Origin of the sequence: Streptomyces sp. NPDC004667, from assembly GCF_040609475.1 — a bacterium.
Classification (GTDB): Bacteria; Actinomycetota; Actinomycetes; order Streptomycetales; family Streptomycetaceae; genus Streptomyces.
The window spans coordinates 13,591-29,555 of sequence record NZ_JBEXKC010000071.1; the positions used below are offsets into that span (position 1 = coordinate 13,591).

15 protein-coding genes are annotated in these 15,965 nt (G+C 72.0%); 11 read left to right on the plus strand and 4 right to left on the minus strand.

The features are described from left to right. Positions 1–870: 870 nt before the first annotated feature. Positions 871–1,545 carry a TIGR03086 family metal-binding protein gene (locus tag ABZW32_RS30235; protein ID WP_356221853.1) on the minus strand — a complete coding sequence of 225 codons (675 nt, stop codon included), beginning with the start codon at positions 1,543–1,545 and terminating at the stop codon, positions 871–873. 98 nt (positions 1,546–1,643) lie between these two features. Between ABZW32_RS30235 and ABZW32_RS30240 the strand changes: the two genes are divergently transcribed. From ABZW32_RS30240 to ABZW32_RS30285, 10 genes are all read left to right on the plus strand, one after another. Next, complete coding sequence (locus ABZW32_RS30240; protein ID WP_356221856.1) at positions 1,644–2,615, plus strand: WYL domain-containing protein; 972 nt, start codon at positions 1,644–1,646, stop codon at positions 2,613–2,615. Positions 2,616–3,301: 686 nt separating this feature from the next. Next, complete coding sequence (locus tag ABZW32_RS30245; RefSeq protein WP_356221858.1) at positions 3,302–4,528, plus strand: serine hydrolase; 1,227 nt, start codon at positions 3,302–3,304, stop codon at positions 4,526–4,528. A 390-nt stretch (positions 4,529–4,918) separates the two neighbouring features. After that, the gene (locus tag ABZW32_RS30250) at positions 4,919–5,251 is read left to right on the plus strand and encodes a lantibiotic dehydratase C-terminal domain-containing protein (protein WP_356221861.1); all 333 of its coding nucleotides are present in this window, start codon (positions 4,919–4,921) and stop codon (positions 5,249–5,251) included. Positions 5,252–5,440: 189 nt separating this feature from the next. Further along, complete coding sequence (locus ABZW32_RS30255; protein WP_356221863.1) at positions 5,441–5,704, plus strand: hypothetical protein; 264 nt, start codon at positions 5,441–5,443, stop codon at positions 5,702–5,704. After that, positions 5,701–6,420 carry an ABC transporter ATP-binding protein gene (locus tag ABZW32_RS30260; protein ID WP_356221865.1) on the plus strand — a complete coding sequence of 240 codons (720 nt, stop codon included), beginning with the start codon at positions 5,701–5,703 and terminating at the stop codon, positions 6,418–6,420. The genes ABZW32_RS30255 and ABZW32_RS30260 overlap by 4 nt, the downstream gene beginning before the upstream one ends. After that, positions 6,417–8,054: a DUF6297 family protein gene (locus tag ABZW32_RS30265; protein ID WP_356221868.1), complete on the plus strand. Its 1,638-nt coding sequence runs from the start codon at positions 6,417–6,419 to the stop codon at positions 8,052–8,054. Before ABZW32_RS30260 ends, ABZW32_RS30265 begins: the two co-directional genes overlap by 4 nt. 156 nt (positions 8,055–8,210) lie before the next feature. Beyond that, positions 8,211–8,486, plus strand: a complete 276-nt coding sequence (locus ABZW32_RS30270) for a hypothetical protein (RefSeq protein WP_356221871.1) — start codon at positions 8,211–8,213, stop codon at positions 8,484–8,486. A 346-nt stretch (positions 8,487–8,832) separates the two neighbouring features. Further along, positions 8,833–9,660 (plus strand): hypothetical protein, encoded by an 828-nt coding sequence (locus tag ABZW32_RS30275; RefSeq protein ID WP_356221874.1) that lies wholly within the window; start codon positions 8,833–8,835, stop codon positions 9,658–9,660. A gap of 202 nt (positions 9,661–9,862) precedes the next feature. Beyond that, positions 9,863–10,150 carry a hypothetical protein gene (locus ABZW32_RS30280; protein ID WP_356221877.1) on the plus strand — a complete coding sequence of 96 codons (288 nt, stop codon included), beginning with the start codon at positions 9,863–9,865 and terminating at the stop codon, positions 10,148–10,150. A 684-nt stretch (positions 10,151–10,834) separates the two neighbouring features. Next, a complete protein-coding gene (locus ABZW32_RS30285) occupies positions 10,835–10,969 on the plus strand; it encodes a hypothetical protein (RefSeq protein WP_356221880.1) in 135 nt (44 codons plus the stop codon). Between the two features lie 15 nt (positions 10,970–10,984). On the opposite strand, the gene ABZW32_RS30290 is transcribed toward ABZW32_RS30285, so the two are convergent. From ABZW32_RS30290 to ABZW32_RS30300, 3 genes are all read right to left on the minus strand, one after another. Further along, positions 10,985–12,070 (minus strand): DUF6545 domain-containing protein, encoded by a 1,086-nt coding sequence (locus ABZW32_RS30290; protein ID WP_356221883.1) that lies wholly within the window; start codon positions 12,068–12,070, stop codon positions 10,985–10,987. 113 nt (positions 12,071–12,183) lie between these two features. Next, positions 12,184–12,714 (minus strand): toxin-antitoxin system, toxin component, encoded by a 531-nt coding sequence (locus ABZW32_RS30295; RefSeq protein WP_356221885.1) that lies wholly within the window; start codon positions 12,712–12,714, stop codon positions 12,184–12,186. 531 nt (positions 12,715–13,245) lie between these two features. Beyond that, on the minus strand, positions 13,246–13,434 hold the full coding sequence (locus tag ABZW32_RS30300; protein ID WP_356221888.1) for a hypothetical protein: 189 nt from the start codon (positions 13,432–13,434) through the stop codon (positions 13,246–13,248). Between the two features lie 727 nt (positions 13,435–14,161). On the opposite strand from ABZW32_RS30300, the gene ABZW32_RS30305 reads away from it, so the two are divergent. Further along, positions 14,162–14,878: a hypothetical protein gene (locus tag ABZW32_RS30305; RefSeq protein ID WP_356221890.1), complete on the plus strand. Its 717-nt coding sequence runs from the start codon at positions 14,162–14,164 to the stop codon at positions 14,876–14,878. The last annotated feature ends 1,087 nt before the right edge of the window (positions 14,879–15,965 follow it).

A 15,965-nucleotide genomic window follows, 5' to 3' on the forward strand; every position in this document is an offset into this window, starting at 1 on the left:
TCATCCGTATGGTCAGCACGTCGCGGTGTTTCCCCACCAGCCAACACCATCGAGTGGACTCGAAGGCAACTCCGGCACCGGGGCGAGCCCGTCGTACGGTGCCCGGCTCCGTCGGCGCAACACCCCGGCGGCACCTGCTCGGCCGGCACGCGGATCCGATGGGCGCGTACGGGATTCGCGCGGGTCGGGAGTTCAGCGGCGCAGGACCGCCGGGGCTGCTCGGCGACTGCACGGGTACCGGGGCCGGTGCCGTTCCGCCTTCCGGCTCAATCCTGGGCGCTCCCCCCGCCCCCTCCCGGGAGGCGGGCGCTCCGGTGCCTGGACTGGTCGGCCGAAGCAGCGTTCGTCGACCATCGGAGAAGGCCTCGCATGAACGCGACCGGCACGCCGAACGGCATGCCCCGGCGTCAGCTCGTGGCCCTTTCCGGTGCCCTGGGTGCGGGCGCCCTGCCGACCGGGGCGGCCGGCAGCGCGTCTGCGGCGGCGCGTCCGCCGCCCGGCTCCGGCGGTACGCCGGGCTGTCCCTGCCCGCGGAACCGTCGCCTCCCGCCTGCCCGAGCCCTTGCCCGCCGGGCCCGGTGCAGCCCCTCTGCGGCAGTCCCGCGGACACCGACCCGCTGTGGCAGGACGTGCAGTACCGCACGCAGGGGACGGGACATCGTCCCGCCCAGCGGGCACAAGGCGGACTGCCTCAAGACCGCCCCCAATGACGTGGTGCTGCACGGCGAGCCCGTGCCAACGCACAACCACCTGACCGTCCCGGCCTGCGACCGCCTGTTCGTGTACCGACGCCGGCCCGCGGGCGCCCGGTGGCCGGGCCGTCACCCGCGTACGACGGCCCGTACCTCGGTCCGCCCGCCCCGAGGCCCCTCAGGGGCGGCGTCCGGCCCAGGCCACCAGCCGGTCGATGGCAGGGGCCCCGGCGTCCACGGCGACCACCTCGGCGAAGGGGATCCGCCCGCCACGGGTCTCGGCCGGCAGTGCGCGACGTACGACGTCGATCACCCGCTCGACCAGGGCCTGGTCCCACTCCGGGTCCTGTCCGGTCGCCCTGGCCAGGTCCCAGGTGTGCACCGTGAGCTCGTGGGTGTAGACGGCCGCGGCGGCCGCACCCGGCAGGACGCCCATCGGCAGGCGCAGCTGCCGCCCCAGGACGCCCGGATCCGCCCACACCTGCGCGACCTCGCGGGCACCCGGCTCCCAGGCCGCCGCCCATCCGCCGTCGGGGATCTCGTCGGCGAAGGACGGCACGCCGAACGGGTCCTCGCCGCGCCCGATCACCGAGATCCGGCGGACGACGGCGACGAGGTGGCTGGACAGCCGCCGCACGTCGAACTCCTCGCAAGGGGTCGGGGCGTCGTACTGCTCGGGCCGGACGGCGGCCAGCGTACGGCCCGCCAGCTCGACGGCCGCGGCGAGGTCGGCCCGCGGATCGAAGGAAGAAGAGGCAGAGGCAGAGGCGGAGGCGGAGGCGGGGCCGGAGCGGGCGGCGGCGGTACCGGTGGAGTCGGACGGCGTCTCGACGAGCTGCTCGGTGTTGTTCATACGTACATCCTGGAAGCAAAAGTGGCCATCCTCCGGCCAGTTTTCCGCAGAGAATGCGAAGGCGACGACGAGCCCGCCCACGCAGGAGGAAAGAACGCATGAGAGCCGACCGGCTGGTGGCGACCCTGCTCTTCCTCCAGGAGCGCGGCCGCGTCACCGTCCCAGAAGTGGCCGCCGAACTGGAGGTGTCCCAGCGCACCGCGCGCCGCGACCTGGAGGCCCTGGCCACGTCCGGCATCCCCGTCTACTCGCAACGCGGCCGCGGCGGCGGCTGGTCCCTCGTCGGCGGGGCCCGTACCAACCTCACGGGGCTGACGGCCGAGGAGATCCGGGCGCTCTTCCTGATCACCGGCCCCCTGTCGGCCACCCCCGAACTGCGCACCGCCCTGCGCAAGCTGGTCCGGGCCCTGCCGCCGACCCTGAGGCCGCAGGCCGAGGCCGCGACCCGCGCTGGGGTGGTCGACGCCACGGACTGGTCCCGCAACGCCGTCACCGCCGATGCCGCCCACCGTTCAGCGCTCCAGGCCGCCGTCGTGGACGGGATCCGCGTCCGCCTCGGGTACGCGGGCCTCGGCAAACCGGCCGGCGAGCGTACCGTCGACCCGCTCGGGCTCGTGGCCAAGGCGGGGGTGGACTACCTGGTCGCCGGTACGGAGAAGGGCCTGCGCACCTTTCGGCTCAGCCGGGTCACCTCCGTCGAGCCCACCGGCGAACCGGTGGTCCGGCCGCCCGACTTCGAGCTCGGCACGGCGTGGCGGGCGCTGTCCGGGGCCTTCCAGGACGGCATGCACGCGGTGACCGCCCGGGCCCGCGTCCGCCCCGACACGCTGCCCCTGCTGCAACGGTTCCTCGGCGGCCGTGTGCGCGTCGGCGGTCCGCTGCCCGACGGCTGGACCGAGGTCTGGGTGGCCGGCCCGGCCGCCAAGGCCCTGGCGGGCCATCTGGCCGGACTGGGGGCCGGGGTCGAGGTGCTGGAGCCGCCCGAGGTACGGCAGTGGCTGGCCCGGATCGGTGCCGAACTCACGGACACGTACTCGGGGGAGGAACCACCCGCTCCACCCGGCCCGTAGGGTATATTCGATCTTGTGCTCGCAGCCGGGACTCCCGGTCGCGGGGCTCGCGTTGGTGGTCCAAGGAAAGACACCCCACTTCCCGTGGGGGAATGCAGGTGCAAGGCCTGCCCAGCGCTCGATCAGGGCCCCGGCCTCCTCACGGAGGCCGGGGCCCTTTGCCGTGTCACCACCTCACAGGACGGTGACCACGCCGTTCGCCGGGGTGGGGCGGACCGCCGGTGGGCCGGGCGTATGGGCGGGCCCCTCGTCGGAGGCGACCGCCGCGCCCGTGCATACCTCGCCGTTCGGCGCACCTCGCGTTCCAGCCGCCCTGCCGGTCTGCGTTTGGGCAGCGGAGATACGCCGGGCGATCCTGAGGCCGTCCACCACGGGCCGGCTGGCGTCCTCGTCCTCGTCGGCGGGGTGCCGGAGGCCCAGCACGTGGCTCGACCTCGGGGCCGGCGCTCGTCCTTCGAGGCGGCCGCCCCTCACCGGCGGTCCACACCGCACCGGTCATGCCCCGCACGGCGCCGCCGCGACGCGGCAGGACTGCCGCGAGGGCGTACGCACAACGCGGCAGGGCCGCGATTCGGCCGCGGGGGAGCACCGGCACGATCGATGACGGTGCCCACTCGGCCCAGGGCGCTGCTCCGCTCGGCCCATGCCGGGCTGCGAACCCCCGCAGGCCTCCCTACCGTGGCCGGATGGCCCTCAGCCCGTCAGCACGCAGGCTCCTCGCCCGGGCGACAGCCCTGGCAGCCGGCGCGAGCGTCGTCCTCATGCCCCCGCTCACCGGCGCCGCGGCGCCGGCCGAGCCCGCTCCGCCGCGCGCCGTGGCCCCGCCGGACCCCGCCCTGCTGCACCGCCCCGGGGTCCAGGTCCGGCCCCGCCCTGGCGCCCCCGCCCTGCCCGACGACCTGTCCGCACTGTCCTGGCTGGTGGCCGACTCCGGAAGCGGGGAGGTGCTCGCCGCCCACAACGCCCACCTGGGACTGCCGCCCGCCAGCACCATGAAGACCCTCTTCGCGCTGACGGCCCTGCCCCACCTGCCGCGCGGCGGTACCCACACCGTCACCGACGCCGAACTCGCCGACGTGGGTGAGGGCAGCAGCCTCGTCGGGCTCGACGCCGGCCTGACCTACCGGATCCCCGACCTGTGGCGGGGCGTCTTCCTCAGCTCCGGCAACGACGCCGTCCACGTCCTGGCCTCCATGAACGGCGGCTGGACGCAGACGGCCGCCCAGATGCAAGCCCGGGCCCGCGCCTTGGGCGCGACCGACACCCACGTCGTCTCCCCGGACGGCTACGACGCGGAAGGCCAGGTGTCCTCCGCCTACGACCTCGCCGTCTTCGGCCGGGCCGGGCTCGCCGACCCCGACTTCGCCCGCTACGCGGCCCTCACCGACGCGCAGTTCCCCGGGGACACGGACGCCGAGGGGCGGCCGGCCTGGACGTACGGCATCGAGAACACCAACCGGCTGCTGACCGGCGAGGACGGTGTCGGCGTCTACCCGGGCATCGTCGGCGTCAAGAACGGCTACACCTCCGAAGCCGGATACACCCTGGTCACGGCCGCACGACGGGACGGCCGCACCCTCCTCGTCACCGTCATGAACCCCCAGCAGGGCGGCGCCTTCGCGGTGTACGAGGAGACGCGGGCCCTGTTGGACTGGGGCTTCGCCGCCGCCGGCCGGGTGGAGCCGATCGGCTCGCTCCTACCGCCGCCCCAGCCTCAACAAGCCGGAACGGCCGCCCCGCCCGCAGCCCCGCCACCCCCGGCATCCGCCGCCGGCACCGGAACCGCCTACGCCTGGCCGGCCGGCCTCCTCGTCGGCACCGGCGCAGCCGCGGCGGCCTGGCACCACCTCCGGCGCCGACGGCCGCGCCCGGCTCCGCCGTCGCAGACCGCCGGCCCCGGGCCGGCTCCCTGAAGCCCCGGGCCGTCGCCCCGCCCGGCCCGCCTGAGGCAGGGATGCCGCTCTTCACCCACGAGCTCCAGAGGTGGCTGACGCGGGCCGGATCCCGCGTGATGGCGCACGTGGTCCACCCCGGTTACGCCGCCACCAGCCTGCGCGGCCACCGGGCCCCCGCCCGCCCGCCGCAGCGCGCACGCCTGGGACGACGCGCGGGCACGAAGGCTCCGGGGCGCGGGAGAGGCCGTCGACCCCGAGCGCCGTGACCACGTCCTCGTCGAGGTCACCGTCACCTCGTAGCCCTCACCGCCTGTCGGCCGGGAGATTCCGCCGGACCGACATTCGAGCACCCTTCCGTCCGCCGTGTCGCGTGGCCGGAACGCCCTGACTCGATTTCCGGAGAACGTCATGTCGAACGTATGCAGGCGCAGAGCATGGATCGGCGGCTCCGCCACCGCGGTGGCCGGAGGCCTGCCGGCGTCGCCATCGCACGCCCCGCAGGGCACCGCGGCCGCCTCCACGGCGAGCGACCCGACGGTGGGCCTCAGGGTGGCGGCCACCGTGCTCGCGCCGGGTGTCCATCCGGCGCCCAACCAACCGGAGACCGCACGCTACGGAACCGGGCCGGCCCTGGAGACGGCCGAGGAAGCCTTCATGCTCTCCAGCCGACTGTCCCTGCGCGCCGCCGGATCCGCTCTCGACGAGCCCAGGCCGAGGCTGCTGGGCCTTGAGGTCCGTTGAGGTCCTCCTCAAGGCCGCAGCGCTCGCTCCGCGCCCGCAGTCGTCCGGCGATTCGATCGAGCGCCAGCTGAGGCTGCACGCTGCGTACGGGCGCGGCTGGTCCCGGTCCGCTCCCTGGGAGGTCTTCCCGGCAGAGGAACCGGCCCGCAGGGCGGCCGAGTCGGCCGCAGTACTCATGGGTCCACCAAGGTGGGCGCGACCGGGCCGGCGGTGCGTACGTCCGCGGTGTTCCCGTCGGAGCTCTCCCTGGCCACGGCGCTGCCGTTTGCGACCGCCTCCCTGAACGACGGCGCCACACCCGGCCTGATCGTCTCCCACACCTACATGCCCCTGAACCGCCTGGGCATATTCGTGCGTGATGAATATATTTTGGCGGAGGTGGCCGACGGGCTCCGTGCCGCGCAGCCGGGAGCGGCCGTACGGGCGAACGCGAAGGAAAGCGACCGGACATGAGTGAAGAAGCGGACACCGCCCCGGCGACCGTGCTGCGGGCCACCGGCATCCACATCGCCTACGGTGACGCGGCCGTGCTCGACGGCGTGGACCTGGACCTGCGAGCGGGGCACGGCCTGGCCCTCGCCGGCGCCAACGGATCCGGCAAGTCGACGCTGCTGCGGGTCTGCGTCGGCCGGCAACAAGCCGACGAAGGGGAGGTGTTCTTCGCCGATCGGCCACCGCGCGAGGCGGACGCCGCCTTCCGGCGCGACGTCGCACTGCTGCTCGACGGGGCCGAGTGCCTTCCCGACCTGACGGTCGGTGAGCACATCCGCCTGGTCGCCACCGCGCACGGCATGGGCAAGGATGCCGGGTCCGCCACGGAGCGGGTGCTGGCGGAACTCGGACTGGACCACCGGACCGACGCGTTCCCCGAGGCGTTGTCTGCGGGACAGCGCCAGATGCTCCTGCTCGCCGCGGTCCTGGTGCGTCCGGCCCGTCTGATCGTCGTGGACGAGCCCGAACAGAGACTGGACACCGGCGCCCGGCGCCGACTCGCCACCGCACTGCGGGCGGCGAAAGCCGCCGGCACGGCGGTCCTGCTGGCGTCGCACGACCGGGCGACCGTGGAGGAGGCCGCCGACCGGGTCCTGCTCCTGGACCGGGGACGCGTCGCGGCCCTCGGCACGCCCGCCGAAGTCACCCGTGCGGCGGCGGCTACGCCATGGCGGTGACCACCGGCCTCGCGAGGGACGAGGAGAACGCCACCGCCGACGCCATGGCACAGGTGGCGCGCGCCCGCCGGGCCCGCGGTTCGGGACGCCCGCGCTTCGACGACGTGTGGTCGTGGGCGTGCGTCGCCCTCTCGACCGTCGTGGTCCTCGCCGGTCTGGTACGGACCGCCCCCGCCATCGGCCACGCCCTCGACACCCCCGCAGGCGCCGCCACCCGCGCCGTCCTCGTCGCCTCGGGTCTGCTGCTGTGGGCGGGCCAACTGGCCACGTGCGTACGGCTGGGCCCCGTACTGCTGGGCACGGCCGAGATCACCTGGCTGCTGCCGCTGCCCGGCGACCGGGGACGGCTGCTGCGCCCCCGCCTGGCACGCGCCGTGGCCGTCGCCACCGTCGTGGGTCTGCTCACCGGCACCCTGACGGCCGCCCTCGCACTGCTGCTCGAAGGCCGCTCGCGGTCCACCGCACTGCCCGTGGCCCTCGGAGCGCATCTGGCCCTCGCCTGGCTCGCGGTGGCCGTGGGGACGCTGATCGAGGTACGGCCGGACCTGGCCGGGCGGGCACGCGCCCTCGGCACCGGTTCGGCCGTCGTAGGCTGCGCGATCGTCTTCGTAGGCCCGGCCGTTCCCGCCGCCACCCCCCTGGCCGCCTTCTGCGGGCCCGGGGGCTGGGCGGCCTGGGCAACGGCCGGCGCGGCCCAAGGGGACCTGCTCGCCTGGTCCGTGGCGCTCGGTGCCCTCCTGCTCTGCGCGGCCGTCGCGCTGCGGGCGGCCTTCGGAGCGGCCGCGGCCATTCCGACGGCCGAGTTGCTCCAGCGCAGCGGCACCAGCCGCCAGGCAGCCCAGGGCGCGACCCTGCTGGACCTGCGCGCGCTGACGCTCGTCCTGCAGTCCGCCGGACGGCGACGGGGCCGCCTGCGCATGCCGCGGTCGCGGTGGGCGGTGATCCTGTGGCGGGACGCCGTCGTCATACTGCGCCACCCCGGCCGGCTGATCGCGTCCCTCGCGGCCCTGGGCACCGGCGCCACCGCGACCCACCTGCTCGCCCGGTGGCTCACCGAAAGCCCCCACGGTCCGGTGGGGCCGCTCCGGGCCACGGCGATGGGCCTGGTCCTTGTCGTGCCCCTCTACCTGGCGGCGGTCGCCCTCGCCGAGCCCGCCTACCAGGACACCGACCGGCCACGGCGCGCCCTCCTGTTGCCCTACCCGCCCGGCGTGCTCGCGGTGGGACACCTTGCGGTACCCGTGCTCCTGCTGTGGGCGGCGGCCGCGGCGACCTGGTTGGTCGCCCGACTCCCGGGCATGCCCACCGGTGACCTCGCCACCTATGCGACGGCCCTGCTCCTGGCGGGACCGTCGCTCGTGGGCAGCACACTGGTCGGCGCCTATCGGGGCGCGCCCCGCTACGACCTGCTGGCCCTGTCCCTCGACTGGTACGCCGCGGTGCCCTTCGTCTTGTGGCGGTTTGCCCCGGCCCTGGCGGCCGGCTTCGTCATCGCCCCGTGGCTGTGGCACGCGGTGTCCGCCGCGCCCGGCGCCTCGGACGGCTCCGCGATCCTGTGGCTCGCCGCCCGCTCGGCCGCGGTGCTCGCCTGGTCGGCCCACCGCGTCAGCCGCCAGGCACGCGACCTGTCCTGAACGTCCCCGAACCGCCGCGCCACCACTCCCGGCCCACCCACGGCCCTCCGGCCCCACGGCACACGCGGGAACGGCCCCGATCACCCGAGGCCGCGGGCGAACGCGAGCGCACCGGACCGGCTCCACCACTGCGTTCCCGCGCCTAGGGTGTTGGGCATGATCACGTCCACCGTCGAAGAGTCCTCCCTGGCGGACATAGCGGCGGCCGAACTCCGGCTGGGGGTGACGTTTCCGCCCGACCCGAGGGAATCGCTGCTGCGGCCCGACGGCGTGGAGTTCCAGCACGGAACGCTCCGGCTCGACTACTACGGGCCACCGCCTGGAGCGCAGAGTTCCTGCACAAGGTCGGGGAGGACGTTGCCGAGGAGGAGGCCGAGCCCGACGAGGAGGAGCTCGACGAGTACGCCTACTGGCCACACGAACGGCTGCTGATCACCCTGGGCATCGGCTGGCCGTCCTCCGACGGAGTCTTCCTGGCCACCCGCCCCGGCCCGAACCACGGGCGGGTAGGCCGGTACTTCGACGAGACGGGTTCGACCTTCACCCCCTGGCCGGGGCTGTGGCACGTCCTCTCCGACTTCGCCTCGGCCCTGGAGAACGGCCTGCCCCTCGGCGGGCGGACACCCCTGGCCCACGAGGGCCGGCTGATCTGAGACGGCGGCGGGACGGTCGTCGCCGACCCGAGCTCCGCCGGGGCCCCCGGCCGCAGCCCGACGGGGCGTACACCGTCATCACCTTCGGAAGCGGCGGATTCTTCGGACCCGCACTCGCACCGCCCGTGCAGCCGGACGTCGTGTTCGTGGCGGGCATCGACCCCGGGGAGCTGCTGGACCGGCTGGGATCCGTGCCCGCGACCGGTGGGCCGCGCAGCCGGGAACAGGCGCGGCAGACCCGGGTGGTGCGGCTGGCCAAGCAGGGGCACGAGGTGCACGTGACCGTCGTCGAGGAGGGCACCGAGCGGCCGGAGGCGGGCCACCGGATCGAATCGCCGCGCGAGGACTACGTGACCGGCCCCAACGGGCAGCCCTCGCTCGGACCCGGCGGACAGCAGTGGCAGCGGATCGGCGTCGATCCCTGGCCCGGCTCGACGGCCGCCTACGCGCGGCTGCCGACAGGCCTGACGGCGGAGCACGGCATCAACTGGGACCCGGCGGACGGCGCGGCGGCGCCACTGGCCGGCGCATTGCTGCTGCCGGTCCTCAACGAGGTGTTGCAGGCGCGGCACCCGGTCGCCGTCGTACGCGACTTCGACCTCGGCGCCCTCGTGGACCGGACCCCGCCGGAGCGGTTTCGCTCCGCGGTGGCGGCGCAGCTCGCCCGACTGGCGTCGGAGACCGGCATCGACGGCTACCCGGAGATCGCCCGGGCGCTGGAGCAGGCCGGCCGGGGCGAGCCGGTGGACCTGACGGCCGACGGGCCCCTCGACCTGCGGATGCGGACCAGCAGGGCGGAGCCCCGAGCCGTCCGCGGACTGCTCGACGCAGCCCGCCACCAGCCGGACCCGGCACCCGGCACCGCAGCCGACCTCGCAGCGTGGCACGGACGGGACGCGGAGGCCGGGGCCCTGCGCCAGTTCCAGCTGCTGCCCCTGCCCGCCGCGGCGTAGACGGTCCTGAGCCCGCGCAGGTCCGTGCACTGGCGCGACGAACTGGCGGCGGACCCGGCCGACCGGCCAGTGCTGTAACCGAGTAGGTTCGCCTGTTCGCCTTCTCGTCGACAGGAGGAAATCCGGATGGCATTGATGTCGATCGCCATGCAGCAAGACGTATACATCGGGGATGGCATGTTCGGTCTGGTGGACGAAGCGTGTGCGGGCGAAGGACTGCCGAACCGCCTGCCATGACGACTGGGTCCACGCCAGTTCCGGCTCGGTGTTCCTGGAGACGTCTGACAACACGATCTGCAAGGCGCGGCTCCGGGTCGAGGGGTGGGACGGATCCGCTGAGATCGATGACGGGTACTGGCTTGATCAGGTCTGCATTTCGCTGGACTTGCCCACGGCGCGCTTCTTCGTGGATCAAAGCGACGTGGGGCCCGGACAAGGGACCGAACCTGTCATCGCCCGGCCGTTGGCGGCTGCGAATCAGCCGACGTGAGGGCCCTGAGGAACTTCCATGGGAAGCAGCGGCCAGCGATCTCGTGGGGGCGCGTTTCCTCCCTGCAGTTCCGGCCTGACGGCATCGTGACCGAGGATTACGGTACGTCTGGTGCGGTGACCGCATAGGTCCGCCGAGCGGGATCACGCTGAGGTTTTGAGGGGGCGTCTGTCCTACCGGATGCCTTCCCCGATCAGCGGAGGATGTCAAGGCCGCCCACGACAAGACAGCCACCCGCCTGATCACCGAAGCCGGAGGAACCAGGGATGACGCCAGGACCGGTCTCACCTGGTCCAGTTGTGGAAGCGCGCCCGCTCGGGCCCGCACGCCCCGTCGGCGAGGGCCTTGTCGTAGCGCCGCTGCACGGCGGCGTCGACCTCGGCCTTCGGCGCATCCATGGGGACGTAGGACCCGGAGTAGACGACGCATGATGAGTCGTGGACCGGCCACAGCACCCACGACCCGAACGCGACGGCGGCCGTCACGGTGAGTACGGCTGAGACTCGACGGCGTGGCGTGGAGAGGGGACGGAGTGTCACCAGCGGGTCGTACGGGATGCGCCAGTAGTGGCTGTTCAACGGTGAACGCGGTTCCTTCACCGAGCCGTTGGCGGGGACCCGTGAGCCGCTGCTGATACGGGCGGGGGCACGAGCAGAAGACGGACGCACGTATCAGTACTGCCTGATGCAGATCTGGCGCACGGCCGCCCACCAGGCCGTGTTCTGGCGGGGCGGCCGCCAGGCCGAACCCGACGATCACGGCCTTGGCCGGTCCCGCGGCGGCTGGACCGTGAAGGCAATGCTCAGCATCCTCACCTGACCGGCCCTCACGGTGTCAGGCAGTCTCCAGGGCTCGGGAGATCGATACCAGCAGGTCGGGGTCCTCCGCCTCGGCCGCCTTCAAGGCGGCCACCACGAGCATGCTCTGCTCGGCCTCCGACGGCGGCTGGTGCGCACGGCCGTCAGCCGCCACCGTGAACATGGCGGCGAGGCCCGCAGCCACGGCCTGGCGCTCCGAGGCCCCGTTTCCCTTTGCCTCGCGGTACGCCAGCTCCCGTACCCCCTCCTCGCAGTGGGCGCACAGTTCGAGCATCCAGTCGTGGATGGTGGTCATCCGGTAGAGCAGGATCTGCTCGGGGCCGGTGTACCAGGCCGGCGTGAAGAGCATCGCGTTCCCGGGGGCGGGCCCGGACAGTCGGACCAGACGCCACAGCGGTCGAAGCGCGGCGATGGCCAGTAGCGGGTTCCACACCCGGTCGATCAGGCCGGTCCCGTAGGCCGGCACGAGCAGCCCGAGGCTGACGACCACTCCGCTGACCGACATGAATGGGGAGAGGCCGGTGCTCAATGCGTCCCAGTCCCGGCCCGCCCAGCGGGCGCCGATGGCAGTCAGCTTGAACAGGCCGAAGATGATGTTGGCCATGGAGGCGAGCACCAGCACGAGTAGACCGACCCGCAAGGACCTGTCGACCGTCGTCTTCGGCTCGTGCTCGGTCTTCCGGTCGATGCTGACGATCCAGTTCCAGCACACGACGGTCATGGCAGCGGCAGCAGCGACGTACGTGAGCAGGTAGAGCAGAAGCATTTCGGTGATGAACGGGGTCGCGGCGTAGTAAGTATCGAAGTCGTGCACCCGTTCCACCGGGACGTCGCCCAGCGCGAAGAGTCCCACCATTGCCACGATTACCGCGCAGCAGCCGATCTTCCATGTCCGCACACGTCGGCGCCTACTGTCGCGGTATCCCGATCCTCCTTTCCAGTACTCGAGCAACACGAGACACGTACAGGCATAGGCCGTGAGGATGCAGTAGACGAGCAGGGCGGAGAGGTTGCTGATACCGGTGATCCGGTTGACGGCCCTGATGGTCGGTGTCGAGGCGAGGAAGTAGCCGACGCAGGGAAGGAACAGCAGAACATTCACCGTCCGGACTGTGGGGCTGCGCCATCCCCGTACCAGAGCGGGTGTTTTCGCCAGTATGGCGATGCCGAGCACGGCGGCGGGGATGTAGTAATTCGGGGCGCCTTGGGGTGTCATCAGCGCTCCAGCGATGCCCAGATGCGCCCGAGTGGCTCGTCGGGGGGCGTGTTGCCGCGGTTGCCGAGGAGGAAGGGGCGGAACTTCGCCGCCAGCAGGCGGCCGAACCTCTCCGCCCGCCGTTCCTCGGCCGCGCTGTAGTCGGTGCGCGCCGCCACGTGTCTCACCGCGTCACCGACTGTCCACCGGTTCCCGAGCATGCGTGCGGAGGCGGCCGCGGCTCCCTCGATATCACCATCAAGCCTGGTGGACCGGCCGGACCGGCGTTCTTCGCGATGCCACAACTCGTGCCCTAATATCACCATCTGATGCATGGGTAGGGTGTTCTGCTCCACCACGATCACTTCGTGATCGCCTAGGTCCAGCCAGAGCCCGCTGACTGTCTTCGGAGGGAACGGTTCCAGCATGAGACGGACCTCGCGGTCGCTGCTCTCGGTGAGATGGGTGCAGATCGCCTGGAACAGCTTCTGCGGATCCAGCCCGGCCGGGCAGCGCACCCCTGCGAACAGCTCGTCCCGATGACGCTTCATCGCGCGTGAATCCCCCACTGCGCCCCACATGTCTTCCCCACCCGGACGCATCCTCTGCCGACCAGCATTCGCCGAACCTCCGAACACCGCACGACAACCAATCAGTTCGTGTCTCCTCGATGCGTATGTCCCCACACACGCTCCCGCAGAACGGGCCGGCATGACCAACCCCGCGCCTGTGACCCTAACCAGTCGAATGCGCGTAAGCAACCAGATCCGGGCTGACATAGTCCCTGGCCAGAGGGGATTTTTGGCGGGCTGATGAGCGTCTGGCGCATGCGGCCGGAGCCCTGGTGAACGGGTCCGGGCAGCCGCACGCGACTGCCCGGACGTGCGAGCGGACGTCATCGGAGGAAGGAAAGGCGGCTATCCGGTCGCGTCTGTGCGGCTCTCGCGTGCGCGGTCCTCGTAGGGGATCCAGCTCGTGCTGTGGCGGTGTCATTTGGACGAGGCGATGGTCAGCAGCGGCGTCATCCCGGTATTGCAGGCCGCACAGAACTGCGGCATGGGATCGGTGAGTCCCCAGGGGGCTCAGCCGCCGATCTTCCAGCCGGGGGTGTGGGACAGCGCGTCGTTGTAGAGCTCCTTCGGGTCGGCCGCAGTGCCCGCCGCCCGCCAAGGCGCGAGGTCGGTGATCTGCTGCTTCAACTCCTCGGGAGGTTCCAGGTGGTCGGGGTGTTCGGTGACCTGCTCGGGGGTGAGCACGCACGGCTCGGGCACGTGGGGGTACTCGTCCGCGTCGAGCGGCTTGGGCGGTGCGGCCAGTACGTCGGTGACATCCGCGGCGTCCGCCAGGACATTGGACCGGAATGCTTGAGTCCGAGGCGTGCTCCGAAGGGCATCACAGGTCCTGCGGCTGGTCGGTCCGCCCGTAGTGATCTCCCGAGAAGTGGTCGAACAGGGATGAGCCCGGTCCTTCCGTAGCTCGGCGATACTCCGGCGGCTGGGACATCAGGAGACTTCTGAGTCCGTTGCTGTTCACCCACTGATGCTGAACCGGCCTGCCTCACATCCCGCCCCGTACGCGACACCAGCGAGCGCGATGCGGAACGGCCCTCCGGCCGGGAGGGAGCACTGGCGCTGGCCAGGTGCTTTCCGCGACCCGATACCTGACTTCAGCAGAAGGCCGACACCATGAGAAGCCGGCGACCTTCGGGCGTTGCTTCTCGCTCAAGGGCGCACGCGAACCAGGCACCTTCCAGAAGGCGCAGCTGATGCTGTCCTTGCTGGTCAACCAGTTCCCTCAGAAGGCTGGGCTGCTTCTCGGGCCGTGACCCGTCGTCCCCTGCCCTCAGGTGGAGCTGGCGGACGCTCGTGCCTCGGTCACGCACGAGCGTGGGTACAGGATGACGCCCTGCTCCTTGGTTGCCCAGGTGCAGCCGAGGTCGTTATTTTTGAGTTCAAGTAGGCCGAACGGCTGCCAATAGCACGGAGCAGGGGAACGGAATTGAACGAGGGACATGCAGCGGATCCCGCCCGAACCGCTCAGGACATCATCTCCCTGCTTGAGCCTGCCGGCCTGGAACGCGAGGACGTGCTCCGAGTGGAAGGGGAGGGCGGCCTGTCGTACACCTCGGGGCTGCCCGCGGCAGACGTACACGCGCTGCTGCGCGGCGGGCCTCTGCCGCAGGGCGACGGCGGTGAGGCGGAGCCCGTGGAGGAGCGGCACCGACGGGTAGTCGCCCGTATCGTCTTCCTTCGCTCCACTCGGCTGCGCACCTCCCCCGACGGACAGCGTCGCCCGTACTCGCTGGCGGAAATTGCGGTGGCCGCCGGGACGAGTACTCAGTGGCTCGACAAGATGATCAGGGCTGGGAAGGCGCCGAACCTCGACCACGCGGCCGGGATTGCCGGCTTCTTCGGTGAGAGCATCGATTTCCTCGTCGCCGAGCCCGCCCAGGCCTTGGACCGAGTACTTCAGCAGATCCATAAAGAATTGCTACAGCAAACCGTCACCCGTCAAGAACAAGACATCCAGCGCCTGATGAAGAGCGGTTCGGCCGGGTCCCCCGCCTCTGGTCTCGGTGTCGTCGACTACGCCGCACGGGCGCTGGCCGACGTACCAGAGGATACCGCGCAGCCCATCATCGCCCTCATCGAATCCATCGCCAGGCGCTCTCGCGAGGACCGCGCACGCGAGAGCCGCACAGACGCGACCGGATAGCCGCCTTTCCTTCCTCCGATGACGTCCGCTCGCACGTCCGGGCAGTCGCTTGCGGCTGCCCGGACCCGTTCACCAGGGTTCCGGCCACATGCGCCAGACGCTCATCAGCCCGCCAAAAATCCCCTCTGGCCAGGGAACTGATTGGTTGTCGTCCGGTGTTCGGAGGTTCGGCGAATGCTGGTCGGCAGAGGATGCGTCCGGGTGGGGAAGACATGTGGGGCGCAGTGGGGGAGCGGCGCCGGCCAGGTTGCCAGCCCTCAGGGCCGCTTCGGCTTGGCCGATGAGGTCCTTCGTGGCCTGGGCAGTCCGTTCGGCCTGGGTCCGCTTGAGCTCGGCCTCCGCCCTTTCCCGGGCTTCGATTTGCAAGATCACACGCATGTCCTCGACGGCCCGCTGCGTCTCCTGGTCCAGACGCTGCCACGCTGCCTCACGAGCGGCCCTCTCCGCCTCGACCGCTTGGGTAACGGCTTCGGTGGCGGCGTTGGCGGCCGCGGTGCCCTCATTGGCGAAGGTGGTGGGCTTGTTCGCGTAGTTGACTGCCTGGCCTGCGTACGTAGCGGCCCATTTGGCGGCGTCCGCGGCTTTGTCCGCGTGATCGGCCGCGCGGTCCGCGGCATCCCGGGAGGCGCGCGCCGCAGTCGCCGCGGCGTTGGCCAGGGCCTACGCCGACCTGGCGGCGTAGGTGGCGATCCGTGCGTTCGCACTCGCGATCTGCGCCTGCCGTCGGGCCTCCGCTGCTTCCGAACGGGGCTATGTCGGAAGCTGCCTGCGCGCTGGCCGCTGCCTGCGATGCGGCGGAGGCAGCCCTGAGCGCCGATTCCGCGACTTCCCGCCCCGTCTTGGCTGCATGCCCGCGACCCTGGCGGCGTTGTACGCATCCGTCGCGGCGGAGCCGGCGACCAACCGCGGCCTGGTGCGCTGCCGCAGCGGAGTAGGAGGCGCGGCGGGCCGTCTGAATGGCGGCGTGGGAAGCGACGATGGCCATCCTCGACGAATCGGCTGCCGCCTTGGCTGCTTCGCCGGCTCTGCGGGCCGCGCTGGCGGCCTTCGCCATGTCGTTCCGTGCGGCCGCCGCCTCGTAGACGTC

Coding starts and splice junctions, on each gene's coding strand:
- ABZW32_RS30285 (WP_356221880.1), top strand. CDS start 10,835: ATGCAGATCTGGCGCACGGCCGCCCACCAGGCCGTGTTCTGGCGGGGC.
- ABZW32_RS30295 (WP_356221885.1), bottom strand. CDS start 12,714: ATGAAGCGTCATCGGGACGAGCTGTTCGCAGGGGTGCGCTGCCCGGCC.
- ABZW32_RS30240 (WP_356221856.1), top strand. CDS start 1,644: ATGAGAGCCGACCGGCTGGTGGCGACCCTGCTCTTCCTCCAGGAGCGC.
- ABZW32_RS30260 (WP_356221865.1), top strand. CDS start 5,701: ATGAGTGAAGAAGCGGACACCGCCCCGGCGACCGTGCTGCGGGCCACC.
- ABZW32_RS30245 (WP_356221858.1), top strand. CDS start 3,302: ATGGCCCTCAGCCCGTCAGCACGCAGGCTCCTCGCCCGGGCGACAGCC.
- ABZW32_RS30270 (WP_356221871.1), top strand. CDS start 8,211: ATGATCACGTCCACCGTCGAAGAGTCCTCCCTGGCGGACATAGCGGCG.
- ABZW32_RS30235 (WP_356221853.1), bottom strand. CDS start 1,545: ATGAACAACACCGAGCAGCTCGTCGAGACGCCGTCCGACTCCACCGGT.
- ABZW32_RS30250 (WP_356221861.1), top strand. CDS start 4,919: ATGTCGAACGTATGCAGGCGCAGAGCATGGATCGGCGGCTCCGCCACC.